Here is a 25,803-nt window from a genome sequence, read left to right on the forward strand (position 1 = left end):
TGATATGAGTGAAAATACTGTCTCGAGCGGTGTTCGACCGATTTCGGCGCGCATCGACTTCGCTTCAGAAGGTGACGCACCTCCCGCTGCACCCGGTCGGCGCGACGACTCCGGCGGAGCCCCACGCCGCGTCAGCCGCGGTGGGCGACGGTGGCGAGGTAGAAGTCGACGCTGTCGCCGAGTTCGATGACGGTCAGCGGCAGGGCGCCGGCGCCGAGGAGGGCGAGGGCGGAGTCGGGGCGGGCGGAGTCGGTCGAGAGCATGGGAGGCCTTCGGAGTCGGTGCGGACGGGGTGCGGGTAGGTCGAGGCGAGTGCGGCTCGTCGAGCGCGCGGAGGCCGACGTTGCTGAGGTAGCCGACGCCCTGCAGCACGCTGCCGGCGACGACGGTCGTGATGAACACGACCGAGAGGGCACCGCGGAGGGGAGCGGTGGCGATCCGGCGGAGACGGTGCCGCGAGTCGGTCGGCGTGACGGCGGTCGGGAAGCGCGCTACGGACTCGGCGGTCGGAGCAGGCTGGGCGGCGGCCACCGGTGCAGTGCTGGCGGGTGCGGTGGCGACGGGTGCGGCGGCGATCGGCATCGGATCCTCCTCGGGTCGGAGCGCGGGGTGCGCTCCGACCTGCTCCACGATCCTCGGATCCGCGTGCCGCGTCGTCGTCCCGCAGGACCGACCGCGGTCATCCGCTCGCACGACATGCATTGCGCCATGCGGGTGACGCGCGGCGCTGGTGGGCTAGGGGGTCGGGTCGTCGCTTCGCGAGAAGGCGATCGCGACGAGGCGGCGCAGCACGTCGAGGTCGACGTCGTCGAGGGTGCGCACGTAGACGCAGCCGGCACCCTCGGTGAATCGGCCGAGCTCAGGCAGCAGCGCGGCTCCCTCGGGCAGGTCCTTGAGCCCGTAGAGCGAGAGCTGCGCCTTCCGCGGTGAGAACGCCGTCTTCGGCCAGACGCCGGTGCGGCGCGGATCGGAGGGGAGACGTAGCGGTAGCTGCCGAAGCCGACCATCGACGGCCCCCACATCACCGGCTCCGTACCGGTGACCTCGCGGAAGAGCGCGGCGAGCGCGACTCCGTCTTCTCGACGGCGGGCCGGAACAGCCGCCGCGAGGAACTCGTCGACGCTCGCGTCGGTGGGGCCGGTCTTCTGCGCGCTCATTCTCCGAGGGTGCCACCTCGAGCCGCTCGAAAGCGCGCCTCATCACGGGCGGTGCTGGCGTTCCCACGCAACCAGCGAGCGTCACCGGGTGATGCGGAGAGGGCCGGCAACTCGTGCGCCGGCCCACTCCATGGCCCGCGGGCAGCACCGCTCGCTCAATCCACTCGTCGGTGCCGTCGTTGATGTTGTCAACGGCGTTTTGTTGCATGGCCGGCGACCTCGGCTGAGGCGACTAATCTCGAGGAAGTAGGCCATTCCTATAAGCCCAAGCAAAAAGCCCTGCACCAGACGTTACGGGTAGCCACATGCCTGTTAGTAGTAAATCATCTACAACTTTCTCAGCTTTCGCGCGGTCGCGATCAAAAATTGTCAAATAGGCCTCAATGACGATCCAAATAGTACCCACATTATCGACGCCGCGAAAATTCGCTTGATTTACAGCCTCGCGTTCGTCAATAACAGCAGTAAACCCGCGGTGTCGGGCGATCGCGATGACTGCGCATTCGCCAATATGCTGGGTGGGGCCGCCAGCCATGTCGGCTTTCACCTCAAGCATGGTCTCTTCTTCGTCTTCCGTCAGAATGGCTAGTTCTGCCCAGGAGGAGCCACTGACTGACGGAATGCTTGTATGCGTGTTACGCCCGTTTTCTATCTCCCAGTTTACGTAGGTGGGTACAAGCACCGATCCTGCTGGTGCAAGTTTCTCAAGTATGTATGCGTGTCCAGCGCGGCACAGGTGAGTGTAAGCGCTCGTATCGATCACCCACCTGCCGCCGCTATTTCTCATGACCGGCAAACTGATCCCGCAGATCTTCTATTTTTCCCTCCGGCCGCTGCGGTAAATCTGCCGTCGAAAGCGTTCCTCTCAGAAGTTCGATCGCTCGCGCGGCGGTCAATTGTTCTGCAACGTAGGCGTTAAGGATTGAAGAAGTGAGCGCCGGAGAAAGATACGACTCCTTAAATTCATCAGACCAGATAAGCCCGAGCCGTAAGTAGTCGCCCGCCGTTGGCTCGTAACTGCCGAAAGTGCGATGTTCGTCGAAGGAGATGAGGTGCAGGTTGCGCAATTGACTGATTGTGGCAGACCAACTAAGTCGATATATCGCACCGACGGCAAGAGCCCGGTCTCGGACCTTCCAAGAACTGTAGGCATTCCATAGTTTGGTCACCCCGGCTCGTGGGGCCAGGAAGTGGATGGCAAATGAGTTGATCATTCTCTCCGTCTCGGAGGATGCTTCCGAGTCGTAGGCGTCGCCGAACAGCCAGTGTCCTAATTCGTGTGCAAGAGTCATCCGCCGACGACCCGATGGCATATCCCCATTGAGAACCGCCGCACCGACGGTCGCGGTTGAGCCGTCGACCTCGACGCAACCACCATCTGCGCCGCGATCTCCCAAGGAGGAGGAGAGGACGTAGAGGCCGAGGGTTTCGCAGGCACGACCGAGATCCTCGATTGGGTCTGTCCCAAGAGAAGCTTGCGTGCGGGCGCGACTTGCAGCTGATTCAGTGGCCGAGTGATCCTGTGGGACGTCCAGCTGTAGCCGGTCAGGCGTCGGGATTAGATTTCGCCGCAGGAGAAACTGGATATCCAGCGCAAAGTGGTCTAATTCCGCGTCCAGTTTCTTCGTGCTTCCGTGAGCATTTGTAAGGTCGTTTCGCCTGCTGACTACGGCCTGAACGGGGTCAGAGACGAAATAGGACAGTGGCCGTTCAAAGAGCTTCGGCGATTTGAACCAACTCAGGGACGTTTATTTTGCGTTCGCCCTTCTCGAGGCGTGAGATTGCTGAGCGATCAAGGCCGACGGCTCGTCCGAGACCGTCTTGAGTCACGCCCGCGTCGTCGCGAGCTTGTGCAACACGTTGGCCGAGAGCAAGTTTGTCCATGCGTGTGATTTTCGCACAACTTCAGCAAGGGCACGACTGGCGACCTGCTCATCAGTCCCGTCAGGCGGGTGTCTACGCCAGCGAACCCCAAGGCGAGGCGTCTCGAAGGGGGGTGCAGGCACGGTGGCCTACTCGTGATCGCGCTGGCCGCCGTGACTATTGAGGCTGCGGAGGGGACGGCGTGCGCTCCCGGGGAAGCCGTCTCGTGATGCCGCTCGTCGCCGCGCTCGATGCCGCTCGTCGCCGCGCTCGATGGCGCTGCGAGCGAGTGCCGGTGGATGAACCTCCTCGACCTGCACTCACACTATGGCTCGCGGACGCCAGGACGTCACCCCGTCAGCACCAGCGGCCCGTCCTCCGTGATCGCGAGCGTGTGCTCCGTGTGCGCGGCGCGGCTGCCGTCGGCGGTGCGCACGGTCCAGCCGTCGGGGTCCATCCGGATGCGCGACGTCGTCTTCGCCCACCACGGCTCGAGCGCGATCACCATGCCGGGCCGCAGCCGGTAGCCGCGGCCCGCGCGCCCGTCGTTGGGGATGTGCAGGTCGCCGTGCATCGTGCGGCCCACGCTGTGCCCGCCGAACTCGAGGTTCACCGGGTAGCCGGCGGAGGCGGCGACCGCGCCGATCGCGGCGGACAGGTCGCCGACGCGGTTGCCCGGCACGGCGGCCGCGATGCCGGCCGCGAGGGCGTCGCGGGTCGAGCGGATCAGCTCCTCGTCGCTCCGCTCGGCTCGCCCGACGATCGTGGTCACCGCGGCATCGGCCACCCAGCCGTCGACCGAGACGGCGAAGTCCAGGCCTCAGCATCGTCTCCGTCGCGCAGCCGGTAGTCGTGCGGGAGCCCGTGCTGCGCGGCGTCGTTGACGGAGGTGCAGATCACGTTGCGGAAAGGCCCGTTGCCGAACGACGGCGCGTAGTCCCAGTAGCAGGAGACGGCGCCGCGCTCGTCGACGGCCCGGCGGGCGGCCTGCTCGATCTCGAGCAGGTTCATGCCCACCTCGGCGCGGGCGGAGAGGGAGGCGAGCGTGTCGCGGACGAAGGCGCCCGCCGCGCGCATCTCGTCGATCTCGGCGGAGGTGTGCAGCTCGATCATTTCGGTATACTAATACCGGTCGGCTGGTATGAAAATACCAGCCACTGGCCACCGCCCGCCGCCCGCCCGATCGAAGGAGCCCGCCGTGATGGTCCGCGCACCCCTCACCCCCGAGCAGCTCGAGGCCGGCCGTCGGCTCGGCGAGACACTCCGGCGCGCCCGCGGCACCCGCACGCTGAACGAGGTCGCCGCGCAGGCCGGGCTCTCGCCCGAGACGCTCCGCAAGATCGAGACCGGCCGCCTCCCCAGCCCGGCGTTCGGCACCGTCGCGGCCCTCGCCTCGGCGCTCGACCTCTCGCTCGACGCCCTCGCGCTCGAATGGGCCGGAGCCTCGGCCCGCGTCGTGCGCCGGGCCTAGGCCCCCAGCTGCTCCCGCCAGTCCGCCGGCAGCCGGTCGGCAGGCCCTGGCGCCGTCTGGTCGAGCGGGTGCTCCTGCGGATCCGCGAGCCGCGGCCCGTCCGCGTAGTCGCCGGTGCGGTAGTCCCAGAACCAGTCCTCACCCGGCTCGAAGCTGCGGATGACGGCGTGGCCGATCGACTCGTAGTGCGCGGTCGCGTGGCGGTTCGGCGAGTCGTCGCAGCAGCCGATGCGCCCGCAGAGCGCGCACCGGCGCAGGTGCACCCACCACGCTCCGGTGCGATCGCACTCGACGCAGCCGGCGCCGGAGGGAGGGACGGAGGGGTCGATCATCGACGTCGCGGTCATGCCACCAGTGTGCTCCGTCGCCCGTGCGAGCTCACGCTCGGAAGGGTTCAGCTTCCGGCCCGGAGCCTCGCGAAGGCCTCGTCGACCATCGTGCGGAAGTCGGCGTCCTCGTGCGCGGCCCACTCCTCCCACACCACGTCGACCGCGGCGAGGCCGGCGGCGGCGAGCACCTGGGCGGTGAGCGGCTCGACACCCCTCGCGGCGATCGAGTCGGCGAGCGCCTCCGCTCCCTCGGCGCGGCGCTCGCGCAGCCGCGCTTTGAGTGCGAACTCGCTCGAGATCAAGCGGAGTCGCGCCCGGTAGACCTCGGGCTCGCGGGTCGCCACGACGACGACGGGCTCGACGGAGGCGCGCACCAGCTCCCAGCCCGAGAGTGCGGCGTCGGCGGGCAGGGCGCGGACGGGAGCGGCGTAATCGACGCGGTCGCCCTCGACGGCGGCGACGACCACGTCCTCCTTGCTGCGGAAGTAGCGGAAGAAGGTCGCGCGCGAGACTCCGGCCTCGCGCGCGGCCTCCTCCACCGTCACCGCGGAGTAGCCGCGCTCGAGGAACACGGCCAGCACCGCGTCGGCGAGCTCGGCGCGCAGGAGGGCGCGCGTGCGGTCGCGGAGCGGTGCGGTCATGCGGTCAGCCTAGGAGCCGCGGCGCGGAGGCCGCGGCGCCCGGCTCAGTTGGCGGCCGAGATCTCGAGCGCGATGCCGTCGGGGTCGCGGAACTCGAGGATGCTCTGCGGGCCGGTGTCCTTGATGGGCTCGTGCGCGATGCCGAGCTCGTCGAGCACGGCGACGGCGGCCTGCAGCTCGTCCGGTCCGGCGACGGCGAAGCTCAGGTGGTCCAGGCCCACGCGGTCCTCGTCGAAGCGGTCGTCGGCGGCGGCGACGGGGCGCAGGCCCAGCAGTCCGCCGGGGAAGGAGTAGATCACTCCGCCGAAGAGGAAGGCCAGCTGCTCCTGCTGTTCGGCGGGTGCGTCGGCCGGCGGTGCCTCGAAGGCGACGTCGAAGCCGAAGACGGAGTCGTAGAAGGCGCGCGAGACGGCGATGTCGCGGACGGTGAGGCGGATGTGGGCGTAGTCCACGGCGGGGATGGGCATGCGGGGTCCTTCCGGAGGCGGCGGGCCGGAACGCCCGCCGAGAGGACTTCGGAGCCGAGGCGCCGCCGGAGGGTTCCGATCCGCGGTTGAGACTCAGTCTCAAATGAGATATTTACTATCACAGCACCGATGCCGCCCCGATCGAAGGAGACCCGCATGACCCTCACCTCGAAGAACACGCTGCAGGAGTGGCTCGACGACGCCGTCGGCGGTCGGATCCTCCGCGGGATCCTCGCCCAGGGCGGTCAGTCGGAGGAGGCGCTGCGCCCCGCGGCGAGCCTGTCGCTGCGCGCGATGGTCGAGCTCGGCGGCGGCGCGTTCCCGCAGGAGCTCGTCGACACTCTCGTGAAGCAGGCGAACGGCGGCGTGATCCCGCCGGAGGAGACGGAGGAGGAGGCGCAGGACGGCTCCGGCCGCTTCGTCGGGAAGACGGTGATCGTCACCGGCGCCGGGTCCGGCATCGGCCGGGCGACCGCCCGCCGGATCGTGCGCGAGGGCGGCCGGGTGATCGCGGTCGACGTCGTGCCGACCGGGATCGAGGCGCTCGCCGCAGCCTCGCCGGAGGGCTCGATCGTGACGGTGACGGCCGACATCACCTCGACGGACGGGGTCGCCTCGATCGTCGCCGCGGCCGGCGAGCGGATCGACGGCCTCGCCAACATCGCCGGGATCATGGACGGCATGACCCCGCTGCACGAGACCGAGGACGCGCTCTGGCGCCGGGTGTTCTCGGTGAACGTCGACGGCACGTTCGCGCTCAGCCGCGCGGTGCTGCCGGCGATGCTCGAGGCCGGTCGCGGGGCGATCGTGAACGTGGCGTCGGAGGCGCTCGCTGCGCGGCAACGCGGCCGGCACCGCCTACACGGCGTCCAAGCACGCGGTCGTGGGCATCACGAAGAGCTCGGCGTTCCTCTACGGGCGCTCCGGCATCCGCACGAACGCGGTCGCTCCCGGCCCCACCGCCACGGGGATCGAGGGGACGATGTCGAGCGACTTCGCCCGCGAGCGCCTCGCACCGTTCTTCGCGCTGATCCCGCCGGTGGTCGAGGCCGACACGATGGCCGCGTCGATCACCTGGCTGCTCAGCGACGACTCCGCGAACGTAGAACGGGATCGTGCTCGCCTCGGACGGCGGCTGGTCGGTGCAGTAGGGCCCGGAGCGGCCTGTCGGCGGCCGTGCGCGGCGGCGACAGTACACCGGATCGTGTACTGTCGCCGCACTGAGCACGGCGACCCTCACCCACACCGCCGCCCTGGCCCGGATGGGCTCGGCGCTGTCGGATCCGACCCGCGCGAGCATCCTGCTGACGCTGCGGGAGGCGCCGGCGTTCCCCTCCGACCTCGCCGAGGCGCTCGGCGTCTCGCGGCAGTCGATGTCGAACCACCTCGCGTGCCTGCGGGGCTGCGGGCTGGTCGAGGCGGTCCCGGAGGGGCGCCGCACCTGGTACCGGCTGGCCGATCCGCACCTCGCGGACGCCCTCGGCGACCTGCTGCGCGTCGTGCTGTACGTCGAGCCCGACTGCTGCTCCGGCGACGGGGTGCACCTGCTCGTGACCGCGCTCGCCGAGCCCCGCCGCGCGCTGCTGCTGCGCCGCGTCCGCCTGATCGTCGCCGTGACGATCGGCTACAACCTCGTCGAGGCGGTCGTCGCCCTGAGCGCGGGAGCCGCCGCGTCGTCGACGGCGCTGATCGGCTTCGGGCTCGACTCCGGCATCGAGGTGCTCTCGGCCGCGGCAGTCGCGTGGCAGTTCTCCCGCCGCGACCCCGAGCGCTACGAGCGCGGAACCCTCCGCGTGATCGCCGTGGCGTTCTTCGCGCTCGCCGCCTACGTCGCCGTGTCGTCGATCCTGTCGCTGGCGGCCGGCAGCGAGCCCGCGATCAGCCCGCTCGGGCTCGCGATCACCGCGCTGAGCGTGGTCGTGATGCCGTTCCTCTCGCTCGCCGAGCGGCGCGCGGGGCGGGGCTCGGCTCCGCCACCGCGGTCGCCGACTCGAAGCAGACCCTCGTCTGCACGTGGCTGTCGGCGGCGGTCCTGATCGGGCTGGCGCTCAACGCCCTGCTCGGCTGGTGGTGGGCCGACGCCGTGGCCGGACTCGTGATCGTCGTCTTCGCGGTGCGCGAGGGGATCGAGGCGTGGCGCGGCGACGCGTGCGCCACCTCGGTCGGCATGCTGCTGGAGGAGGAGGGGGCGCTGAGGCCCGAGCGGGCGTACGGTCTCGGCATGGACACCTCGCGCATCTGGCACTCCGTCTCGGGTGAGGGCGATCCGCTCGTCGCGCTGCACCCGCGGCACCGACTCCCCGCTCGATGGCGCCGTTGCTCGAGAGACCTGCCCGAGTACCGCTGGGTCGTCGTCGATCGGCCGGGTCACGGCCGCAGCCCCGATGTCCTGGGCGAGTGGAGCTTCGTGGACGCGGCGGACGCGGTGGCGGCGGTCCTCGACGAGCTCGCACTCGGACCTGCGCACGTGGTCGGCTGGAGCGACGGTGCGATCGTCGGCCTGCTTCTCGCCCTGCGACGCCCCGACCTCGTCCGCACCCTGGTGGTCGGCGCAGGGGTCTTCCACCGCGACGGCTGGCGGGCGGGGGTGCTGAACGGGGAGGCTCCCGAGTTCCTCGGCGACGCGTACGGCGAGGTGTCCCCGGACGGGCGTGAGCACTGGCCGGTCGTCGTCGCGAAGTCCGCCCGGCTGCACGCCCTCGAGCCGCAGCTGGATCCCGGTGATCTCGGCCGGCTGGCGATGCCCGTGCTCGTCGTCGCGGGGGACGACGACGAGGTGCGGTTCGAGCACCTCGTGTCGATGTTCGAGGCGCTGCCGGACGGTGAGCTGGCGATCCTGCCCCGGGCGACTCACGGCGCGCTCGTCGAGAAGCCGGACCTGCTCGCGCGCCTGATCCGGGATCTGCACCATCCGCTCGGGAACGGGGTCGCCCCGATCCGGCGGTCCTGACGCCCAGCGTCCGCGCACCGGGAGAGGCGATGCTCACGGCATGACCCTCTCGGTGCCCGACGCCCTCGTCCCGCTCGCGCTGCGGCTCGCCCGCGCGAACCGCACCTTCGTGACGGAGGAGGGGGCGAGGCGGCGCATCCGCGAGGCGCAGCTGCGGCCCGCTCCGTACGGACCGCCGGCGCGCCTCGCGTCCGGGATCCGCGTCGACGTCGAGCACGTGGCCGGCTGGCCGGTGTACACGCTGCGCCCGCGCGACCGCGTGCTCGGAGGCGCGGTGTACGCGCACGGCGGCGGCTGGGTGAACGAGATCCACCCGCAGCACTGGCGCCTCGCCGCCCGCATCGCGGCGGACGCGTCGATCGCCGTGACCCTGCCGATCTACCCGCTCGTGCCGTTCGGCACGGCGCGCGAGGCCCGCGACGGGGTGCTCGCCCTGGTGCGCAGGAGCCTGGACCGGTACGGCCCGACCTGCCTCGCGGGCGACTCCGCGGGCGGTCAGATCGCTCTGTCGACGGCGCTCGCACTGCGCGACGAGGGCGTGGTGCTGCCGCGGACCGTGCTGATCTCTCCCGCCCTCGATCTGTCGTGGAGCAACCCGCGCATCCCGCTCGTGCAGCCGACGGATCCGTGGCTCGGCACCCCCGGCGGGCGCGTGCTCGCCGAGCACTGGCGCGGCGACCTCGACCTGCTCGACCCGGCGGTCAGCCCGCTGTTCGGCGACTACGCGGGGCTGGGGCCGCTGACCGTGTTCACCGGCACCCGCGATGTGCTGAACCCCGACGTGCACCTGCTCGCCGAGAAGGCGGCCGCGGCGGGAGTGCCGTTCGAGCTGCACGAGGCCGTCGGGCAGCTGCACGTGTACCCGCTGGTGCCGACGCGGGCGGGCCACCACGCGCAGCACGACCTGATCGAGGGCCTGAGCCGCGCCGTGCGGCGAGGCGATCCGCAGAAGCAAGGCTGAGCGGCCCGATCCGGGGTGATCCGCCTCGATCGGCCCGCTCAGCCTTCGTTCTGCAGCTCGTTCGTGGACGACGACGGGTGGAGAGCGGCCTGACCGTCATGACGGCAGTTCACGGCAAGGCCCCTCCCATGTGAGCATCGTGGAGAGGCTGGGGAGGGGGCGATTGGTCGAAACGCTACTGGAGGCCCCTGGTTCCGAGGAGGGGTGGCGCGGACCGTCGTGGCTCCAGGGAGAGGCCTCCTTCAGTGACGTCGACCGTCAGCCCGGCGCCAGCACCCGGAACGTCAGCGACAGCGCCGCATCCTCCACCGGCACGCGGTAGCGCTCGGGCAGCGCCGGGCCGCACGAGGCGCTGCCGACGCCCTGCTGCCGCACGTCGAGGTTCAGCAGCACGCGCCCCGAGTCGCGCAGCTCGTGCGGGTGCGCCGCCGCGGCGAGGTCCTCGCTCGACCAGCGCCGCGCGGTGAAGTCGAACAGCCCTGTCACCTCGAGCGTCGGAAGCCCTGCCCCCGAGAGCGCCAGCCGCCGCGTGCCCACGTGGTTCCCGTTCTCCTGCGGCACCACGTACGGCGTCTGCAGCGCGTCGATGCTCGAGCGCCAGAGACCGAGACGGGAGGCGCCGACGGTGTCCGCGTAGGACTCGCCGGGGCCGTGGCCGCGCCACTCCGCGTCCGCGTAGGCCGGCAGCCCCATCCGCAGACCGAGGCGCGGCGGAGTGACCGAGAGGTGTCCGTAGGCGGTGTCGCTCCAGTCGCCCGTGAACGAGAAGCGCGCATCGAGGTGCACCGCGTCGCCGTCTGCCGTCCAGGTCAACGTGCTGACGACGGCGAGCGTCCGCGTCGCCGGGCCGCTGCGCGTCACGACCGTGACGGAGTCGGCGCTCGCCGCCACCTCGAGGGTGCGGTGCACGATCCGGTCGAGTCCCGCAGCGACCCACTCGGCGGCCAGGGCGTTCAGCACGCCCTGGCCGCGGTCGTTCTCGGTCGGGGCGCGCCACAGATCGAGGCGGGGCCCGTCGACGAGCACGCCCGCGAGCTCCAGCAGGGCGCCGGTCCGGGCGTCGAGGGAGGCGGCGCCGACCTGCAGTCGCTCGCCCGCGACGACCGGGGTCAGGGCTCCCCGCTCGACATCGGCCTCCGGCACCAGCACCGCCTGCCCCCACGCGGCCTCGTGCCCCTGCGGGGCCCAGGACGCGGGATCCGCGAGCTCCGCCGTCACGGTCAGCACCCGCTCGCCGTCCCCCTCCGGGGCATTCGGCGCCGCGACCGTCACGGACTCCCGCGCGGGCACCGCCGGCACGTCGAGCACCCCTCCGCGACCGTCGCCCCCTCGTCCGCGATGCTCCAGCGGAACAGCAGCGCGGAGGTGTCGACGACGTCCTGCCGGCTGCGCACGGTCACGGTCGCGGCCGTCACGTCGATCACGACGGGCGCGTAGGCGCGCGCCAGCGAGGCGAGGCCGGGCGACGGCGTCCGGTCGGGGAAGAGCAGTCCGTCGATGCAGTAGCTGCCGCCGTTGGGCGAGAAGTCGATGTCGCCGCCGTGGCGGAAGCCCTGGCCGCGCGGAAGCCGTGGTCGATCCACTCCCAGACGAAGCCGCCGACCATGCGCGAGGACGACTCGAGGATCCGCTGGTACTCGTCCAGCGATCCCGGCCCGTTGCCCATCGCCGTGCCCGTACTCGCAGAGCACGAACGGCAGGCGGCGGCGCCGGACGTCGTCGAACGATCCCGGCACGACCCCTCGGGAGTCGGCTCCCGTCGCTCCGCGATCGCCTCGAGATCGCTCAGCGACGGGTACATCACCGAGTACACGTCCGAGTCGCGGTAGCTCGGATCGCGCTCGTAGTGGATCGGCCGGGTCGGATCGAGCTCCAGCACGACCCGCCGCAGCTCGTCGAAGGCCTCGCCGACCATGCTCTCGTTCGCGAGCGACCACATCACGATGCTCGGGCGGCTCCGGTCGCGGGCGACCATGCGCGTCACGCGGTCCACGAGCGCGTCGCGCCACCGCGGATCCGTCGGCGGGTTGCCCTCCCACCCCGCGTAGATGAAGCCGTGGGTCTCGATGTCGCACTCCTCGAGCACCCAGAGGCCGAGCTCGTCGCAGAGGCGGACGAAGGCGGGGTGCGGCGGGTAGTGCGAGGTGCGGACGGCGTTGACGTTCGCCCGCTTCATCAGCTCGATGTCCAGGCGCATCGTGGCCTCGTCGAGCGCGCGTCCGCGGTCGGGGTCGTGCTCGTGCCGGTTCACCCCGCGCAGCCGCACCGGCACTCCGTTCACGGTGAAGACGCCGTCGCGGATCAGCACGGTGCGGAAGCCGATGCTCAGCTCGATGCGCTCGCCCGCGGCCTCGAGCGTGCCGCGGTACAGGCGCGGCGACTCCGCGCTCCACGGCTCGGCCGCGACCGACACGGCCTCGCCCGCCGTCGTCTCGATCCCGAGCTCCGGCACGCGCACCACTGCGGCCACCGGTCCGCCGTCGGCGTCGAGCGCCTGCACCAGCAGGGTGCCCGTGCCGTCCCGCCAGTCGGCGGTCACTACGACGTCGTCGACCGCGCCGTCGGGACGCCAGAGCAGCTCGACCTCGCGGAAGATCCCGGGGAGCCACCACATGTCCTGGTCCTCGAGGTAGCTGCCGGCCGACCAGCGCTGCACCCGTACGGCGAGCAGATTCGATCCGCGGCGCAGCGACGAGGTGACGTCGAACTCGAACGGCAGGCGGCTGCCGGTCGACCAGCCGAGCTCGACTCCGTTCAGCACCGCGGCCCCGCAGGAGTCGACGCCCTGGAACCGCAGGACGGCACGGCCGCCCTCCGGCCAGTCGGCGGGGAGGTCGAAGCGGAGGCGGTGGTCGCCGGTCGGGTTCTCGTCGGGCAGGTGCGGCGGATCGAGCGGGAAGGGGTAGGCGGTGTTCGTGTAGAGCGGGTCGCCGTGGCCCTCGAGCACCCAGTGCGAGGGGATGCGGAGCAGGTCCCAGTCGGAGTCGTCGAGGTCGACGTCCGCGAACGAGGGCCCGGTGCCGGCGGCGGTCGGCGCGAGCCGGAACCGCCACTCCCCGTCGAACCGCAGGCGGGGAGCGTCGCTCAGCACGTCCGCGCGGGGCCGCCGCCGCCCGCGTCCCGGCGCCGTCTCCTCCCAGTACGCGGCGGCCTCTCGCGGAGCGGACCCGGCGTCAGAGCCCACCGGTCAGCCCTTCACCGATCCGGCCGCCAGGCCCGCCATGATCTGCTTGTTCAGGAACAGGTAGAGCACGAGCATCCCGAGGATGTTGATGCTGATCGACGCGAACAGCGGACCGTACTGCGTCGATCCGTACTCGTCGCTGAAGTTCAGCAGCCCGACCTGCACCGTGGCGAGCTCGTCGTTCGTGGTGAACGTCAGCGCGATCAGCAGGTCGTTCCAGACCGCGAAGAACTCGACCAGCGCGATGGTGATGATGGCGTTGCGCATCATGGGCACGCCGACGCGGAAGAACGCGGTGATCATGCTCGCGCCGTCGATCGCCGCCGCCTCGAAGATCTCGCGGGGGATCGCGCGGAAGTAGGCGGTCATCAGGAACACCGTCAGCGGCAGTCCCATCACCGTGTAGGTGATGATCAGCGGCCAGAGCGAGTTCGTCAGCCCGGTGCGGAAGTACACGGTGAACAGCGGGACCAGGATCATCTGCCCCGGGATCATGATGCCCGCGATGAACAGCAGCAGGACCGTGTTGCGGCCCTTCCACACGAGAACCTCGAGGGCGTACGCGGCCGCGACTCCGAGCGCGATCATCAGCGCCAGCGAGGGCACCGTGACCAGGACGCTGTTGCGCAGGTTCGTCGCGAGGTCGCCCTCGGTCAGCGCCGAGACGTAGTTCGAGAAGTCGAGGCTCTCGGGCAGGGCCCAGGTGGGGTTCGCGAAGAACTCGTTCTGCGTCTTGAACGAGCCCATCACGATCCAGAAGATCGGATACGCCTCGACGACGACGAGCAGCGCGATCAGCGCGCGGCCGATCCAGCGGCGGGTGCCCCGGCCGAGGCGGCGGGCCTGCCGGTGCGGGCCCGCGGGGACGGAGGGGCGGACGCGGGCGGCGGGGCGCGGGAGGGTTCCGGTGGACACCTCAGGCCTCCTTCGTGTTGTCGCGGCGCGACGATCGGAAGATGAAGAGGGTGACCAGGAAGCACATGATCGTCAGCACGAGGGCGATCGTCGAGCCGTACCCGTAGTCGGAGTAGCTGAAGACGGTCCGGTACATGTAGAGCGTCAGCGGAGTGGTCGAGCTGCCCGGTCCGCCGTTGTTGAGCGCCAGGAGGGTGTCGAACACCTTGAGCGTGTTGTTGAAGCTGAAGATGACGGAGGAGAGCAGCACCGGCAGCGAGAGCGGGATGACGATCGAGCGCACGAGGCGCCAGCCGGTGGCGCCGTCCAGGCGGGCCGACTCGAGCGTCTCCTCGGGGATGTCGACGAGTCCGGCATAGAGCAGGATCGCGAAGAAGCCCATCGAGCGCCACAGCTCCATGCCGACCGCCACGGCGAAGGTGCCCTCGGCGGTGGCGAACCAGTCGATGCCGTCGAGTCCGAAGACGCCCAGACCGGCGTTGACCGGCCCCTCCTGGCTCCCGACCGCGAACATGCTCTTGAACAGCAGCGCGACGGCGACGGTCGGCAGCACGGTCGGGAAGAACACGACGGTGCGGACGAACGAGGACGAGTTCTTGAGGACGAACACGTAGAGCAGCGCGAGCGAGTAGCCCAGCACGACCTGCCCCACGGTGATCACGATCGAGTAGCGGACCGTGAACCACAGCGCCTCCAGCGCCTGCGGATCCTGGACGAAGCGCACGAAGTTGGCACCGCCCGCGAACTCGAAGCCGCCGAGCGGGTTGCCGGTGAAGAAGGTGAGCCCGAGCGACCAGAGCACCGGGACGAGCTTGATGAGCGTGTAGACGGCGAGTGCCGGTCCGAGAAGGATCAGGATCGCCTTCTTGTCACCCAGAACGCTGTTCACGGGAGTCCTTTCGAGGTGCGCGCGGGGCACGCACGCGGGGAGAAGAGGGGTGCGACCGGGGCGGGAGGGATGAGCCCCGCCCCGGTCGTCGTCCGAGGCCCGCCCGGCGGGGCGCGACCTCGGGTCGATCGGGCCTACTGGGCCTGGTCGAGGTCAACCTGGAGGGCCGCCATGTAGTCCTCGGCGCTCATGCCGCCCGAGACGAGGAGCGAGACGTTGGTCTGCGCGTCCGAGGTGGTCTTGGCGTCGAAGAGCGCCTCGAACCAGAGCACGGTCTCGTCGGCCTCGTTGACGTACTCCTGCACGACGGTGGTCAGCGCGGGGACGTCCGAGACCTCCTCGTTGAGCGCGAAGCCCGAGATGACGCCCTGGTTCTGCAGCGCGCTCGAGCCGTAGTTCTCGGCGATGCACGAGAGCCAGTCGCCGACGCCGTCGGTGTAGGCCTTCGCCGACATCGCGGTCGCGGCTCCGGCGTTCGCGGGCCACTGGCTGCGGTCGCCCGCGCCGCCCTCGACGTCCGGGAACGGCAGGAACCCGACGTTCTCCTCGCCGATCTGATTCTGCGCCGGGTCGTTGAGGTTCGCGAGGAACCAGGAGCCGTTGTAGGTCATCGCGGCCTCGCCGGTGAGGAACTGCGTGTTCGCGGTGTCGGTGTCGCGGGAGGTGACTCCCTCGCCGAACAGCCCGGCGGAGCCGAGATCGGCGATCGCCTGAGCGCCCTCGACGTACTCGGGGTCGGTGAGCTTCGCGTCGCCCGACTGGACGTCCTTCATGGCGTCGGGGCCGATGGAGCGGAAGAGGTAGTTCCCGATCAGGCGGGTGAGGGCCAGCCCTGGCTGCCCGCCTCGGTCAGCGGCACCACTCCGGCGCCCTTGAGCGTCTCGAGCGCGGTCACGAGCTCGTCCCAGGTCTGCGGCTCGGCGATGCCGTTCTCGCTGAGGATCTGCTTGTTGTACCAGATGCCCTCGACGTTGTACTGGAACGGCAGCGAGACCATGCCGCCGTACACCGAGGTGATCGTGGACTTGGCGGCGGGGAGCACGTCGTCCCAGACTCCGAGCTCGGTGAGCTTCTCCTCGTAGTCGACGATGAGGTCGTTCTTGCCGAGGTCGCCGTCCGGGCGGACCTGCGCGGTGCCGGCCACGAAGGCGGTCGGCAGTGCGTCCTGGCTGGCGAGCAGGGTGATCTTCTGGACGACGTCGGCCTGGGCGACCGTCTGGTCCTCCAGCGGCATGGCCTCGTTCTCGGTGGCGCAGGCGCCCTCGGAGAGAGTGGTCAGCTCGTCGCGGATGATCGCGTTCTCGGCCGGAGTGAGGACCGAGAAGGAGCCGGCGTCGGCGGACTCTGACGAGCCCCCGCCGTCTCCGGATGCGCAGCCGGTGAGCAGCAGCACGGCGGCTCCCGTTCCGGCGATCAGACCGTGGACGACGCGGCGGGAGCCACGTTCCTGGGGGCGTGAAGTGCGGGACACATTTCCTCCTTGAAAGGTGCGGGAACGTTTGAAACGTTACAATTTGCGAGGCTAGCCACGCGGATCGGCGGTGTCAAGAACGAGTCCGGAGCGAATCCCTGCGCAGTAGAAGAGCGGAGCGACCGGATCGGCCCCGCTCACGACCTTTCGGATTGACACGTTTCAAAGAATCCCGCACCATGGGGTCGATGAACGGGCGGAGCAGCCCGCGCCCGCCGCTGGTGCGGCGAGGCCGAGATCGGAGAGCACGCGCATGGAACTCACGGGTCGACGAGCACTGGTCACCGGAGGCGCAGGGGCGCTGGGCCGGATCATCTGCCGGGAGCTGGCCCGCGCCGGAGCCGACGTCGTCGTCGTCGATCTCGACGGTGCGGGAGCCGAGGAGGTGGCCCGCAGCGTCCGCGAGCAGGGCCGTGCGGCGCGAGCCGTCGCCGTCGACCTCACCGACTTCGACGCCGTGCAGATCGCCCTCGGAGCCGTGATCGAGGAGGACGGCGCGATCGACGTGCTGGTCAACGGCGCGGGAGGCGGTGCCGTCTCCTTCTTCCACGAGATGACCGAGCAGACCTGGCGCACGCAGATCGAGCGCAACCTCGACACCGTCTTCGCCGTCACCCGCGCGGTGCTGCCCGCGATGCTCGAGCAGCGCTCGGGGCGGATCGTGAACATCGCCTCCGTGGCCGCGGTCGCCGGTGGCCGTCTCGTGCGCGGCGCGACCGCCTACGCGGCCGCGAAGGCCGGCGTGGTCGGGCTGACCAAGGCGCTCGCGATCGAGGTCGCCGATCAGGGAGTGACGGTCAACGCGCTCGCGCCCGGCGCCCAGCGCACCCCCGGCCGCGACAACGACACCGCGGAGCGACGCGAGGCGCTGCTCGCGCAGATCCCCTCGCGGCTGCTCGGCGAGCCGGAGCACCTGGCGCAGACCATCGTGTTCCTCGCCTCGCCCGCCGCCGTCAACATCACCGGGGTGATCCTGCCGCTCGACGGCGGGCACTCGATCTGACGCCCCGATCCAGGAGGAACGACGTGACCACTCCCGACCCCGAGCGTCTCGCGCGCGGCAAGGCCGCCTTCGACGCCGTCTACGGCGAGGGGAAGGCCGACGGCCTGATCGCGCTGCAGAGCGGCCGCGCCCAGGACCTCGCCCGCTACGGCCTCGAGTTCAACTTCGGCGACGTCAACTCGCGTCCCGGCCTGACCCTGCGCGAGCGCGAGCTGATCACGCTCGGCGTGCTGACCGCGCTGGGCGGCGTCGATGCGCAGCTGCGCGGGCACACCCGGGCCGCCATCAACACCGGTGCCACCGCGGAGGAGGTCGTCGAGGCGGTCATCCACGCGGTGCAGTACGTGGGGTTCCCCGCGCGCTGAACGCGGTGAAGGTCGTCTCCGAGGCCCTCGAGGCGCACGGCGTCGCCCTGCCGGAGCCGCTGCTGCCGGAGTGATCCGGCCGCGCGTGAGAGCATCGAAACCCGTCCGGCGCCTCGCCGCGACGACCCCGACACCCAGGAGGCAGCGATGGCGAAGGTCGGCATCCGCGACGTCGCCGCCGCCGCGGGCGTCTCGATGGGCACCGTCTCGCACTTCCTGAACCACCCCGCGCGGGTGTCCCAGGAGAAGGCGCAGCGGATCCAGGCGGCCATCGAGTCGCTCGGATTCGTCCGCAACAACGCGGGGCGCCAGCTCCGCCTCGGGCAGAGCTCGACCATCGCCTACATCGCTCCCGACGTGTCGAACCCGTTCTTCGCGATGATCGCCGAGGGGCGGAGCGCCGAGCCGCCGAGCTCGGCCTGTCGCTGTTCCTCGCCAACTCCGGTGGCGAGCGCACCCGCGAGGACGCCTACCTCGAGCTCTTCGAGGAGCACGGCGTCCGCGGCATGCTCGTCGCCTCGCACGGCGCCATCGAGGACAGGCTCGCCTCGGTCCGCTCGCGCGGCACCCCGACCGTGCTGGTCGGCCGCCGCGCCGGCTCCGAGGTGCAGCCCTCGGTCTCGCTCGACGACGTCGCGGGCGGACGCCTCGCCGCCCAGCACCTGCTCGAGCTCGGTCGCCGCCGACTCGCGTTCGTGGGCGGACCGCTGTCGATCCAGCAGGTGGGCGAGCGGCTCTCGGGCGCCAGCCGGGCCGTGGCCGAGGTGCCGGGGGCGACCCTCGAGATGATCGATGTCGAGCACCGCGTCATCGCGGAGGGCCACGAGGTCGGCGAGGCGATCGCGGCGCGCGATCCCGCCTCCCGCCCCGACGCGGTCTTCGCGGTCAACGACCTGCTGGCGATCGGCCTCGAGCAGGTCCTGGTCAGCCACGGCATCCGCGTTCCCGAGGACATCGCCCTGATCGGCTACGACGACATCGAGTACGCCGAGGCGTCCCTCGTGCCGCTCAGCTCCATCCGCGCGCCGCAGGAGTCGTTCGGCGCCTCCGCCGTCGACCTGTTGCAGGACGTGATCGGCGCGCCGTCGGACGGCGCCGACCGCCGCCGCGTCTTCGCCCCGGAGCTGATGGCCCGCGCGTCGACCCTCGGCCGCTGACCCGCCGCTGCCGGCGGAGCAGCCCCGGAGAGGCTTCCTGCTGGTCGAGCAGCCCCGGAGGGGCGTATCGAGACCCGACGTCACCGGGAGGGTGGATCTCGATACGCCCGCTGCGCGGGCTACTCGATCAGCGAGGGGTGCGTGCGGGATTCCTGCTGGTCGAGTAGCCCCGGAGGGGCGTGTCGAGACCCGACGTCACCGGGAGGGTGGATCTCGATACGCCCGCTGCACGGGCTACTCGATCAGCAAGGGGTCCACTGCGCGGCCTGCTCCCTCAGCGAGGGGAAGGCTGCAGTGCGCTTGCTCGATCCACAGAGGGACGCGAGGGTTTCCTGCTGGTCGAGTAGCCCCGGAGGGGCGTATCGAGACCCGACGTCACCGGGAGGGTGGATCTCGATACGCCCGCTGCACGGGCTACTCGATCAGCAAGGGGAGGGTCGCTGCGCGAGCAGCGGACCCGTCACGCGCCCCAGCTCGACTGGGTGCCGCCGACGCGCTCCTCCGCGAGCTGCTGCGCGCGCCCGGAGTCGGCGTAGGCCTTCATCGGGTCCGCCGGCAGGCCGCGGGTCTCGCGCCACGCGGCCAGCGCGGGGCGGACGTCCGAGTAGAAGGCGTCCATCAGGATCCCGTTCGCGCCGAGCACGTCGCCCGCGAGCTGCGCCTTCTCGAGCTCCGCGCGGTCGACGAGCAGCGCGCGCGCGGTCATCTCCTGCACGTTGAGCACCGAGCGGATCTGCCCGGGGATCTTGTCCTCGACGTTGTGGCACTGGTCGAGCATGAAGGCGACCGGCGAATCCGGGCCGTAGCCGCCTCCGCGCACGACCTCGTAGAGGATCCGGAACAGCTGGAACGGGTCGGCCGAGCCGACGATGAGGTCGTCGTCGGCGTAGAAGCGCGAGTTGAAGTCGAACAGAGCCGAGCTTCCCGAGGCGCAGCAGCTGGGCGACGATGAACTCGATGTTGGTGCCCGGCGCGTGGTGTCCGGTGTCCAGGCACACCAGGGCGCGGTCGCCCAGCGCGGCCACGTGGGCGTAGGAGGTTCCCCAGTCCGGCACATCCATGTGGTAGAACGCGGGCTCGAAGAACTTGTACTCGAGCACCATCCGCTGCTCGGCGCCCAGGCGCTCGTAGATGGTCGCGAGGGAGTCGGCGAGGCGGTCCTGGCGCCCGCGGATGTCCTGCTGTCCGGGGTAGTTGGAGCCGTCGGCGAGCCAGATCTTGAGGTCGCGCGAGCCGGTCGCGTCCATGATGTCGATGCAGGCGAGGTGGTGGTCGATCGCCTTCTGGCGGATCACCGGGTCGGAGTGCGTGAGCGAGCCGAACTTGTACTCGTCGTCCTGGAACGTGTTCGAGTTGATGGTGCCGAGCGAGACGCCCTTCGACGCGGCGTAGTCGCCGAGCGCCGAGTAGTCGTCGACCTTGTCCCACGGGATGTGCAGCGCGACGGTCGGAGCGAGGCCGGTGAGCTCGTTCACGGTCGCCGCGTCCGAGATCTTCTCCTCGATCGTGCGGGGCGTACCGGGAGTCGTGAAGACCTTGAAGCGGGTGCCGGCGTTGCCGAAGGCCCACGAGGGCAGTTCGATCGCCTGCTGCTCGAGCTGGCTGAGGACGTCGGGGGAGAGTTCGGTCACGAGGCGTGTCCTTCTGCGAGGGTGTCGGGAGTGGGAGCGGCGTCGAGGGCCGCGAGCTGGTCCTCCAGGTGGAAGACCTCGGTCAGGGAGGAAGCCCTCGTCCGGGGCACCGTCGAGGTCGACGAAGAACTCGCCCATCTCGGCCTGCCAGCGGGCGTTGACCTCGGTCCGCGCCATGGCGGCCTGCGCGTCGACGATCGAGGGGGTCTCGACGTAGCCGATCGAGCAGTCCGTCCTCGCGGACGAAGAGCGAGTAGTTGTTCCAGCCGGTGTCCTTGAGGGCGCGGAGCATGTCGGGCCAGACGGCCGCGTGGCGCTCCTGGTACTCCTCGAGGCGGTCGGGCTTCACCTGGAGCTGGAAGCAGACCCGGGTGAGGGGGTGTCACTCGACATCGAGCGGCTCCTTCGGATGGAGGGGTGCGTGGTACTCGTGAATCGTTTCACGACGGTGCTCGGCGAGCGTATCGCGGGCGCTGGGAGCGTGTCAAAGACGGCGTCCCGGAGTCGAGCGCCGCTGTCGTCCTCCAGCGCCGCCCGGCCCGGTGCCATACTTCCGGGACCGCCGCCCGCCGCGGCCCGACCCCGAGGAGGCGCCGTGCCGTCCGTGAGCGTCCGCGACGTCGCCGCCCGAGCCGGCGTCTCCGTCGGCACCGTCTCGAACGTGCTGAACCGCCCCGAGAAGGTCGGCGCCGAGTCGGTCCGCCGGGTGCAGGAGGCGATCGCCGAGCTCGGCTTCGTCCGCAACGACGCCGCGCGCCAGCTCCGCGCCGGCCGCAGCCGCAGCATCGGCCTGATCGTGCTCGACGCCGGCAACCCCTTCTTCTCGACCTCGCCCGCGGAGCCGAGGCGCGGGCCGCCGAGTCCGGCCTCGCTGTCCTGCTCGGCAACACCGACGACGACCCCGGCCGCGAGGCCGCCTACCTCGACCTCTTCGAGGAGCAGCGCGTGAGCGGTGTCCTCATCTCGCCGCTGGGGGAGGAGTCGTCGCGGCTCGACAGGCTCCGCTCGCACGGCATCCCGTGCGTCCTCGTCGACCGGGAGTCGCACGACTCCGCGCTCTCGTCGGTCGCCGTCGACGACGTGGCCGGCGGGCGCCTCGCCGTGGAGCACCTCCTGAGCCTCGGCCGCCGCCGCCTCGCGGTCATCGGCGGTCCGGAGTCGATCCGCCAGGTCGCCGACCGCCTCGCCGGCGCCTCGCGCGGCGGTACAGGAGGTCGAGGGCGCCGTGCTCGAGGAGATCGCAACGGAGTCGCTGTCCGTGCTCGCGGGGCGCGAGGCGGGGCGCGCTCTCGCCGCGCGCGACGCCTCCGATCGCCCCGACGCCGTGTTCTGCGCCAACGACCTGCTCGCGGTCGGGGTGCTGCAGGCCCTGATGCTGCTGGGCGACGTGCGCGTGCCCGAGGACGTCGCGCTGATCGGGTACGACGACATCGCCTTCGCGACGGCGACCGTGGTGCCGCTGTCGAGCATCCGCCAGCCGAGCGCGCTCATCGGCGCGACGGCGGTCGAGCTGCTGCTCGAGTCGGAGCCGCGGCAGGTGCTCTTCCAGCCCGAGCTGGTCGTGCGCGCGTCGACCGCCGGCTGACGCGGCGCCCTCCTCGGCGGGCGGTCCGCGGTGCGCGGAGGGCGCAGCGCGCTCGACGGCACCGCCGACCTCACCGCTCCCGACGACGCGAGAACAGGAGCACGGCCGCGACGATCGTCGCGGTGCCGACGGCGGCCGCTGTCACGCCGCCGACGACCCGTCCTGCTGGGACGTCGGGCGCCACCGCGAGGCCGACGGCCGTACCGACGAGGGCGAGGGCGAGCGGGAGGAGGGCCACCAGTGCCCGACTCCGAGGCCGGCGGGGTCTCGGGGTCACGGGTGTCCCTCCTCGTGGGTCGCCGGTCAGGCGCAGCGCGCCAGGTACTGGAGCACGTCGGCGCGCGTGAGCGCCTTCAGCGCACCGGCGTCGTGGTGGCTCCGGAGGAACGCGCGGACGGCCGACGTCGCCTTCGAGACCGTCAGGGTCGAGACGTCGACGCAGGGGACGGTGTCGAGCGGGTTCGTCCGCGTGCGCAGGTCGGCGTCGATCCCCGTCACGGCCTCGTCGAGGCTGGTGAGGACGATGGTCTCGGCGCCGTCCTGGGTCGGGCTGTCGCGCCACCACTCCTGGGCGCCGCCGTCGCCGTCCGAGCCGAAGGCGACGGTGACGGCGCCGAGGTCGGGGTCGAGACCACGCACGGTGTAGTCGCCGTTCGCCTCGGTCACGGTGTCGGTGTAGCCGACGAGGGGGCCCTGGTAGGCGGACACCGGGACGGGGAGGCCGTCGTCGGTCGTGACGTGGCCGCTGATCGTCGCTCCGAGCGGGATCACGTACTCGGGCAGCGCCAGCGTCTCTCCGGCGTCGGCCGAGAAGACCGTGCCGCGCTCGAAGCGGCCGGTCGCGCCGAGACTGCGGGGAACGTGCAGGCCGTCCTCGACGGTGGCGAGGACCGTGTACTCGACGCCGGGCACGACGTTCGCGGCGAAGGAGCCGTCCGCGGCCGTGGCCGACGGGACGACGGGCTCCACCTCGCTGGTCGTCGCGGGGAGCAGGAGCACCCCGGTTCCGGCGGCCGGAGGAGCGTCCGGCGCTCCCTCGAACAGGACCCGGCCCGTGATCGTGGCGGTCCCCTCCGGGGCATCCGCGTACGCGGGCGTGGCGAGCGCGGAGCCCGCGACCAGGACGGCGGCGGCGAGAGCGAGTGTGCGCCGGACGGCGGCACGCGAGAGCAATGGCATGGAGTTCCCCCTAGCGGGGGCACGACGCCCCTCGCCCCCGACCCTACGGGTCGGTGCCGACAGGCGGGAGGGCGGGCCGTCGACGCCGGAGTGAACGCGGAGACGACTCCCGGATCCGTTGCGCGGGGTCAGCCGACCAGCTGCGCCGCCCGCTCGAAGGCGCGCTTGAGCTCGTCGCGCTTGCGGGGCTGGCTCATCGCGCGCTGCCCGGGGCTCCAGGAGCCGATGACGGTGGGCCCGCCGCTCAGATACGGAGCGATGTTCGCGGCCCAGCCCTTCGTCGGCGCGGTGCCGGCGGTGACGACGACGTGCAGATCGGGGAGCAGCGGCAGGAGGCGGCGCAGCTCCATCGCGCCCTGGCGCAGCTCGTCCGCATCGGGCGCGCCGTCGCCGAGGTGCCAGGGCACGATGTTCCAGACCAGCGTGCGCTCGTGCAGACCGACCTCGTCGCGCAGCGTCCAGGTGGTGGCGGCGGTCTGATCGTCGTTGTCGACCGAGACGAAGCCCGATCCGGCGAGGCCGGCCGCCATCGGGCCCGGGGCCTCGAGCACGAGGAGGGCGCGGGCGCGGATCCCGGCCTCCGCGGGGTCGAAGTCGGGCACGACCGCTCCGGGGCTCCTCCGCGTGCGCCGGGCGAGGAGCTCCTCGCGGAACACGCGCAGGGGCTGCACCGAGGGCTCGTCCTCCAGCATCAGTCGACGCGCATCGACGGCGGAACGATCGCGGAAGCCCTGGGGCGCACTGAGGACACGCTCCGAGGCTAGGGCCTGGCGGCCTCGATCCGGCATGCTCCGCTCGTTCCGATCGCGCCGTAAGGACGCGGGTGGATCCGGGCGACTCGTCCCGCAGCCCCGCCCCTCCTGCTAGCGTTTCCTGGGCCGCGTCCAAGAAACCCGGCACTCCCGACCCTCCACGAAAGACGTCATGCGCCGCTCTCTCCTCCTCCCCGCCGCGCTCGCCGTGGGCGCCCTCCTGCTCAGCGGCTGCACCGCCGAGTCCGACGCGGGAGGCGACTCCGCGACTCCGGTCGCCGACGGCGTGCTCACTCACGCGTCCGGCGACGCGGAGCCGACCTGCCTCGACCCCCACGTCGGCGGCAACTACCCGCAGGCGCTGCTCGCGACCCAGGTGCTCGAGTCGCTCGTCTCGCGCGAGGCCGACGGCACGATCACGCCGTGGCTCGCGGAGTCGTGGACCGTCTCGGACGACGCGCTCAGCTACGACTTCACCCTGCGCGAGGGCGTCGAGTTCACCGACGGCACGCCGTTGGACGCCGAGGCGGTCGCCGCCAACATCGCGCACCTCGCAGGACCCGGCCACCAAGTCCTCCACCGGCTACCTCGCCGTCGCCAAGGTCGAGTCGGTCACGGCCGTCTCGCCGACCGTCGCGCGCTTCACGCTCAGCGCCCCCGACAGCGCTCTGCTCGAGTCGCTCGCGCAGCCGTGGACGGCGATCCAGTCGCCGACCGGCATCGCCCGCGGCGAGGCCGCCAACTGCGAGGCGCCCGTCGGCACCGGTCCGTTCACGGTGACGGAGTGGGTCAAGCAGGACCACGTGACCCTCACCCGCAACGACGCCTACGACGCCTCGACCGGCCCCACCGGCGACGGCCACGAGGGGCCCGCGTACCTCCCGAGCATCGAGTGGCGCTTCCTGCCCGACTCCGCCACCCGCTACGCGGCGCTCCAGGCCGGCGAGGTCGACGTGATCGACAACGCGCAGCCGGACACGCTGCAGGCCGCGACCGACGCGTCGGACCTCGTCGAGCTCGACGCTCCCCGCCCCGGCTCGGTCAACCGCATCGAGCTGAACGGCGGCCAGTCGCCCTTCGACGACGCGAGCGTGCGCGAGGCGTTCATCCGGGCCGTCGGCGTGAACGACGCCATCGACTCCCCTTCTTCGGCACCGCCGAGCGCTCCTACTCGCCGCTCTCGAGCAGCGAGGCGACCGCCTACTCCGACCCCTCGCTCTTCGAGGACGCCGGATCGGACGACGAGGTCGCCGCGGCCGAGGAGCTCCTCGAGACCGCCGGCTGGACCGACTCGGACGGCGACGGCGTCCGAGAGAAGGACGGGAAGCCGCTCACGCTGCGCTTCCCGGTCAGCACCAACCAGTCGATCCCGGCCGAGCAGTCGCTCTTCGAGCAGATCCAGGCCTCGGCGAAGACCGCCGGCTTCGACGTCGAGATCAGCCTGCTGGACCTCTCGAGCTGGTACGCGGCCCTCGCGGCGAACGAGTACGAGCTGGTCAGCGCGCCGTACACGAAGGTCGGCCCCGACGTGCTGCGGATCCTGTACTCGTCCTCGGGGATCACCCCGCGCCCAGCGGCTACTTCGCCAACCACGCGCAGATCGCCGACCCCGCGCTCGACGCGCTGCTCGAGCAGGCCAGCGCGACGACGGACGCGGACGAGCGCGCCGACCTGTACCGCCAGGCGCAGGAGATCGTGCTCTCGGGCTACTGGATCCTGCCGCTGTACGACCAGCAGAACCACTACCTGCTCCGCTCGTCGGTGCAGGGCGTGGAGGCGCTCGCCACGGTCTCGACACCGTGGTTCGCGGACGCCTGGGTCTGACCCGACGCC

Annotated in this window: 25 protein-coding genes and 9 pseudogenes; 12 read left to right on the forward strand and 22 right to left on the reverse strand. The window is 71.2% G+C overall.

From position 1 onward, the window contains the following. Nucleotides 1-131 precede the first annotated feature (131 nt). The 6 genes and pseudogenes from AC0CII_RS18715 to map all read right to left on the reverse strand — a co-directional run bounded on the left by AC0CII_RS18715 (nucleotide 132) and on the right by map (nucleotide 4,133). Nucleotides 132-263 (reverse strand): hypothetical protein, encoded by a 132-nt coding sequence (locus AC0CII_RS18715; protein ID WP_465226824.1) that lies wholly within the window; start codon nucleotides 261-263, stop codon nucleotides 132-134. Nucleotides 264-735: 472 nt separating this feature from the next. Further along, nucleotides 736-1,173, reverse strand: a complete 438-nt coding sequence (locus AC0CII_RS18720; protein WP_465230294.1) for a DUF1801 domain-containing protein — start codon at nucleotides 1,171-1,173, stop codon at nucleotides 736-738. A 216-nt stretch (nucleotides 1,174-1,389) separates the two neighbouring features. Beyond that, a complete protein-coding gene (locus AC0CII_RS18725) occupies nucleotides 1,390-1,944 on the reverse strand; it encodes a PIN domain-containing protein (RefSeq protein ID WP_465226821.1) in 555 nt (184 codons plus the stop codon). Continuing rightward, on the reverse strand, nucleotides 1,934-2,899 hold the full coding sequence (locus tag AC0CII_RS18730) for an ImmA/IrrE family metallo-endopeptidase (RefSeq protein WP_465231009.1): 966 nt from the start codon (nucleotides 2,897-2,899) through the stop codon (nucleotides 1,934-1,936). The genes AC0CII_RS18725 and AC0CII_RS18730 overlap by 11 nt, the downstream gene beginning before the upstream one ends. Beyond that, nucleotides 2,868-3,041 (reverse strand): helix-turn-helix domain-containing protein, encoded by a 174-nt coding sequence (locus AC0CII_RS18735; RefSeq protein ID WP_465230295.1) that lies wholly within the window; start codon nucleotides 3,039-3,041, stop codon nucleotides 2,868-2,870. Before AC0CII_RS18735 ends, AC0CII_RS18730 begins: the two co-directional genes overlap by 32 nt. A gap of 328 nt (nucleotides 3,042-3,369) precedes the next feature. Continuing rightward, a pseudogene (map, locus tag AC0CII_RS18740) lies at nucleotides 3,370-4,133 on the reverse strand (type I methionyl aminopeptidase). 88 nt (nucleotides 4,134-4,221) lie between these two features. On the opposite strand from map, the gene AC0CII_RS18745 reads away from it, so the two are divergent. Continuing rightward, a complete protein-coding gene (locus tag AC0CII_RS18745; protein WP_465226818.1) occupies nucleotides 4,222-4,491 on the forward strand; it encodes a helix-turn-helix domain-containing protein in 270 nt (89 codons plus the stop codon). Here AC0CII_RS18745 and AC0CII_RS18750 read toward each other — a convergent pair. From AC0CII_RS18750 to AC0CII_RS18760, 3 genes are read right to left on the reverse strand one after another with little or no spacing between them, the layout of a single operon-like run. Continuing rightward, a complete protein-coding gene (locus AC0CII_RS18750) occupies nucleotides 4,488-4,838 on the reverse strand; it encodes a UBP-type zinc finger domain-containing protein (RefSeq protein WP_465226817.1) in 351 nt (116 codons plus the stop codon). The genes AC0CII_RS18745 and AC0CII_RS18750 overlap by 4 nt on opposite strands. Before the next feature lie 47 nt (nucleotides 4,839-4,885). Continuing rightward, nucleotides 4,886-5,461, reverse strand: coding sequence for a TetR family transcriptional regulator (locus AC0CII_RS18755; RefSeq protein ID WP_465230296.1), 576 nt, complete (start codon nucleotides 5,459-5,461; stop codon nucleotides 4,886-4,888). Nucleotides 5,462-5,505: 44 nt separating this feature from the next. Beyond that, nucleotides 5,506-5,928: a VOC family protein gene (locus AC0CII_RS18760; protein ID WP_465226815.1), complete on the reverse strand. Its 423-nt coding sequence runs from the start codon at nucleotides 5,926-5,928 to the stop codon at nucleotides 5,506-5,508. 294 nt (nucleotides 5,929-6,222) lie between these two features. Here AC0CII_RS18760 and AC0CII_RS18765 point away from each other — a divergent pair. The 6 genes and pseudogenes from AC0CII_RS18765 to AC0CII_RS18790 all read left to right on the forward strand — a co-directional run. Next, nucleotides 6,223-6,696 (forward strand): annotated as a pseudogene (locus tag AC0CII_RS18765) (SDR family NAD(P)-dependent oxidoreductase); the annotation flags it as partial. Nucleotides 6,697-6,811: 115 nt separating this feature from the next. Next, a pseudogene (locus AC0CII_RS18770) lies at nucleotides 6,812-6,973 on the forward strand (SDR family NAD(P)-dependent oxidoreductase); the annotation flags it as partial. A gap of 217 nt (nucleotides 6,974-7,190) precedes the next feature. Continuing rightward, nucleotides 7,191-7,482 (forward strand): annotated as a pseudogene (locus tag AC0CII_RS18775) (ArsR/SmtB family transcription factor). Continuing rightward, a pseudogene (locus AC0CII_RS18780) lies at nucleotides 7,479-8,113 on the forward strand (cation efflux transmembrane domain-containing protein); the annotation flags it as partial. The pseudogenes AC0CII_RS18775 and AC0CII_RS18780, both read left to right, overlap by 4 nt. A gap of 36 nt (nucleotides 8,114-8,149) precedes the next feature. After that, the gene (locus AC0CII_RS18785; RefSeq protein WP_465231010.1) at nucleotides 8,150-8,878 is read left to right on the forward strand and encodes an alpha/beta fold hydrolase; all 729 of its coding nucleotides are present in this window, start codon (nucleotides 8,150-8,152) and stop codon (nucleotides 8,876-8,878) included. A 40-nt stretch (nucleotides 8,879-8,918) separates the two neighbouring features. Next, nucleotides 8,919-9,839, forward strand: a complete 921-nt coding sequence (locus AC0CII_RS18790) for an alpha/beta hydrolase fold domain-containing protein (protein WP_465226810.1) — start codon at nucleotides 8,919-8,921, stop codon at nucleotides 9,837-9,839. A 258-nt stretch (nucleotides 9,840-10,097) separates the two neighbouring features. On the opposite strand, the gene AC0CII_RS18795 is transcribed toward AC0CII_RS18790, so the two are convergent. From AC0CII_RS18795 to AC0CII_RS18825, 7 genes are all read right to left on the reverse strand, one after another. Further along, entirely contained in the window at nucleotides 10,098-11,147 is a 1,050-nt protein-coding gene (locus AC0CII_RS18795; protein WP_465230297.1) for a beta-galactosidase small subunit family protein, read from the reverse strand. Then, nucleotides 11,108-11,263 (reverse strand): hypothetical protein, encoded by a 156-nt coding sequence (locus AC0CII_RS18800; protein WP_465230298.1) that lies wholly within the window; start codon nucleotides 11,261-11,263, stop codon nucleotides 11,108-11,110. The genes AC0CII_RS18795 and AC0CII_RS18800 overlap by 40 nt, the downstream gene beginning before the upstream one ends. After that, on the reverse strand, nucleotides 11,260-13,023 hold the full coding sequence (locus AC0CII_RS18805; RefSeq protein ID WP_465230299.1) for a glycoside hydrolase family 2 TIM barrel-domain containing protein: 1,764 nt from the start codon (nucleotides 13,021-13,023) through the stop codon (nucleotides 11,260-11,262). Before AC0CII_RS18805 ends, AC0CII_RS18800 begins: the two co-directional genes overlap by 4 nt. 3 nt (nucleotides 13,024-13,026) lie before the next feature. Then, nucleotides 13,027-13,938, reverse strand: coding sequence for a carbohydrate ABC transporter permease (locus tag AC0CII_RS18810; protein ID WP_251943715.1), 912 nt, complete (start codon nucleotides 13,936-13,938; stop codon nucleotides 13,027-13,029). A 1-nt stretch (nucleotide 13,939) separates the two neighbouring features. Then, nucleotides 13,940-14,827: a carbohydrate ABC transporter permease gene (locus AC0CII_RS18815; protein WP_207407013.1), complete on the reverse strand. Its 888-nt coding sequence runs from the start codon at nucleotides 14,825-14,827 to the stop codon at nucleotides 13,940-13,942. 134 nt (nucleotides 14,828-14,961) lie between these two features. Further along, complete coding sequence (locus tag AC0CII_RS18820) at nucleotides 14,962-15,600, reverse strand: hypothetical protein (protein WP_465226808.1); 639 nt, start codon at nucleotides 15,598-15,600, stop codon at nucleotides 14,962-14,964. 38 nt (nucleotides 15,601-15,638) lie between these two features. Continuing rightward, nucleotides 15,639-16,298 carry an ABC transporter substrate-binding protein gene (locus tag AC0CII_RS18825; RefSeq protein WP_465226807.1) on the reverse strand — a complete coding sequence of 220 codons (660 nt, stop codon included), beginning with the start codon at nucleotides 16,296-16,298 and terminating at the stop codon, nucleotides 15,639-15,641. Nucleotides 16,299-16,551: 253 nt separating this feature from the next. Between AC0CII_RS18825 and AC0CII_RS18830 the strand changes: the two genes are divergently transcribed. Together AC0CII_RS18830 and AC0CII_RS18835 are read left to right on the forward strand one after the other, a co-directional pair. Then, nucleotides 16,552-17,301, forward strand: a complete 750-nt coding sequence (locus tag AC0CII_RS18830) for an SDR family oxidoreductase (RefSeq protein WP_465226806.1) — start codon at nucleotides 16,552-16,554, stop codon at nucleotides 17,299-17,301. A gap of 23 nt (nucleotides 17,302-17,324) precedes the next feature. Beyond that, a complete protein-coding gene (locus tag AC0CII_RS18835) occupies nucleotides 17,325-17,666 on the forward strand; it encodes a carboxymuconolactone decarboxylase family protein (protein ID WP_465230300.1) in 342 nt (113 codons plus the stop codon). A 341-nt stretch (nucleotides 17,667-18,007) separates the two neighbouring features. Here AC0CII_RS18835 and AC0CII_RS18840 read toward each other — a convergent pair whose 3' ends face one another. Further along, on the reverse strand, nucleotides 18,008-18,160 hold the full coding sequence (locus AC0CII_RS18840; protein WP_465231132.1) for a hypothetical protein: 153 nt from the start codon (nucleotides 18,158-18,160) through the stop codon (nucleotides 18,008-18,010). Here AC0CII_RS18840 and AC0CII_RS18845 point away from each other — a divergent pair. Beyond that, the gene (locus AC0CII_RS18845; protein ID WP_465231011.1) at nucleotides 18,092-18,823 is read left to right on the forward strand and encodes a substrate-binding domain-containing protein; all 732 of its coding nucleotides are present in this window, start codon (nucleotides 18,092-18,094) and stop codon (nucleotides 18,821-18,823) included. The genes AC0CII_RS18840 and AC0CII_RS18845 overlap by 69 nt on opposite strands. Before the next feature lie 460 nt (nucleotides 18,824-19,283). On the opposite strand, the pseudogene rhaI reads toward AC0CII_RS18845, so the two are convergent. Both rhaI and AC0CII_RS18855 read right to left on the reverse strand, forming a co-directional pair. Beyond that, nucleotides 19,284-20,454: pseudogene (rhaI, locus tag AC0CII_RS18850) on the reverse strand (L-rhamnose isomerase). Continuing rightward, nucleotides 20,451-20,803 (reverse strand): annotated as a pseudogene (locus tag AC0CII_RS18855) (L-rhamnose mutarotase). Before AC0CII_RS18855 ends, rhaI begins: the two co-directional pseudogenes overlap by 4 nt. A gap of 246 nt (nucleotides 20,804-21,049) precedes the next feature. Here AC0CII_RS18855 and AC0CII_RS18860 point away from each other — a divergent pair. Further along, nucleotides 21,050-22,039 (forward strand): annotated as a pseudogene (locus tag AC0CII_RS18860) (LacI family DNA-binding transcriptional regulator). 70 nt (nucleotides 22,040-22,109) lie between these two features. Here AC0CII_RS18860 and AC0CII_RS18865 read toward each other — a convergent pair. From AC0CII_RS18865 to AC0CII_RS18875, 3 genes are all read right to left on the reverse strand, one after another. Beyond that, on the reverse strand, nucleotides 22,110-22,316 hold the full coding sequence (locus AC0CII_RS18865) for a hypothetical protein (RefSeq protein ID WP_465226801.1): 207 nt from the start codon (nucleotides 22,314-22,316) through the stop codon (nucleotides 22,110-22,112). Between the two features lie 26 nt (nucleotides 22,317-22,342). Continuing rightward, nucleotides 22,343-23,218 (reverse strand): hypothetical protein, encoded by an 876-nt coding sequence (locus AC0CII_RS18870; protein ID WP_465226800.1) that lies wholly within the window; start codon nucleotides 23,216-23,218, stop codon nucleotides 22,343-22,345. Nucleotides 23,219-23,346: 128 nt separating this feature from the next. Then, nucleotides 23,347-23,910, reverse strand: coding sequence for a uracil-DNA glycosylase family protein (locus tag AC0CII_RS18875; protein ID WP_465230301.1), 564 nt, complete (start codon nucleotides 23,908-23,910; stop codon nucleotides 23,347-23,349). Between the two features lie 232 nt (nucleotides 23,911-24,142). On the opposite strand from AC0CII_RS18875, the pseudogene AC0CII_RS18880 reads away from it, so the two are divergent. Further along, a pseudogene (locus AC0CII_RS18880) lies at nucleotides 24,143-25,794 on the forward strand (ABC transporter substrate-binding protein). Nucleotides 25,795-25,803 lie beyond the last annotated feature (9 nt).

Source organism: Rathayibacter sp. AC182 (assembly GCF_979253875.1).

Coding starts and splice junctions, on each gene's coding strand:
- AC0CII_RS18875 (WP_465230301.1), bottom strand. CDS start 23,910: ATGCTGGAGGACGAGCCCTCGGTGCAGCCCCTGCGCGTGTTCCGCGAG.
- AC0CII_RS18785 (WP_465231010.1), top strand. CDS start 8,150: ATGGACACCTCGCGCATCTGGCACTCCGTCTCGGGTGAGGGCGATCCG.
- AC0CII_RS18725 (WP_465226821.1), bottom strand. CDS start 1,944: ATGAGAAATAGCGGCGGCAGGTGGGTGATCGATACGAGCGCTTACACT.
- AC0CII_RS18755 (WP_465230296.1), bottom strand. CDS start 5,461: ATGACCGCACCGCTCCGCGACCGCACGCGCGCCCTCCTGCGCGCCGAG.
- AC0CII_RS18790 (WP_465226810.1), top strand. CDS start 8,919: ATGACCCTCTCGGTGCCCGACGCCCTCGTCCCGCTCGCGCTGCGGCTC.
- AC0CII_RS18745 (WP_465226818.1), top strand. CDS start 4,222: ATGGTCCGCGCACCCCTCACCCCCGAGCAGCTCGAGGCCGGCCGTCGG.
- AC0CII_RS18870 (WP_465226800.1), bottom strand. CDS start 23,218: ATGCCATTGCTCTCGCGTGCCGCCGTCCGGCGCACACTCGCTCTCGCC.
- AC0CII_RS18715 (WP_465226824.1), bottom strand. CDS start 263: ATGCTCTCGACCGACTCCGCCCGCCCCGACTCCGCCCTCGCCCTCCTC.
- AC0CII_RS18735 (WP_465230295.1), bottom strand. CDS start 3,041: ATGGACAAACTTGCTCTCGGCCAACGTGTTGCACAAGCTCGCGACGAC.
- AC0CII_RS18750 (WP_465226817.1), bottom strand. CDS start 4,838: ATGACCGCGACGTCGATGATCGACCCCTCCGTCCCTCCCTCCGGCGCC.
- AC0CII_RS18830 (WP_465226806.1), top strand. CDS start 16,552: ATGGAACTCACGGGTCGACGAGCACTGGTCACCGGAGGCGCAGGGGCG.
- AC0CII_RS18820 (WP_465226808.1), bottom strand. CDS start 15,600: ATGAAGGACGTCCAGTCGGGCGACGCGAAGCTCACCGACCCCGAGTAC.
- AC0CII_RS18760 (WP_465226815.1), bottom strand. CDS start 5,928: ATGCCCATCCCCGCCGTGGACTACGCCCACATCCGCCTCACCGTCCGC.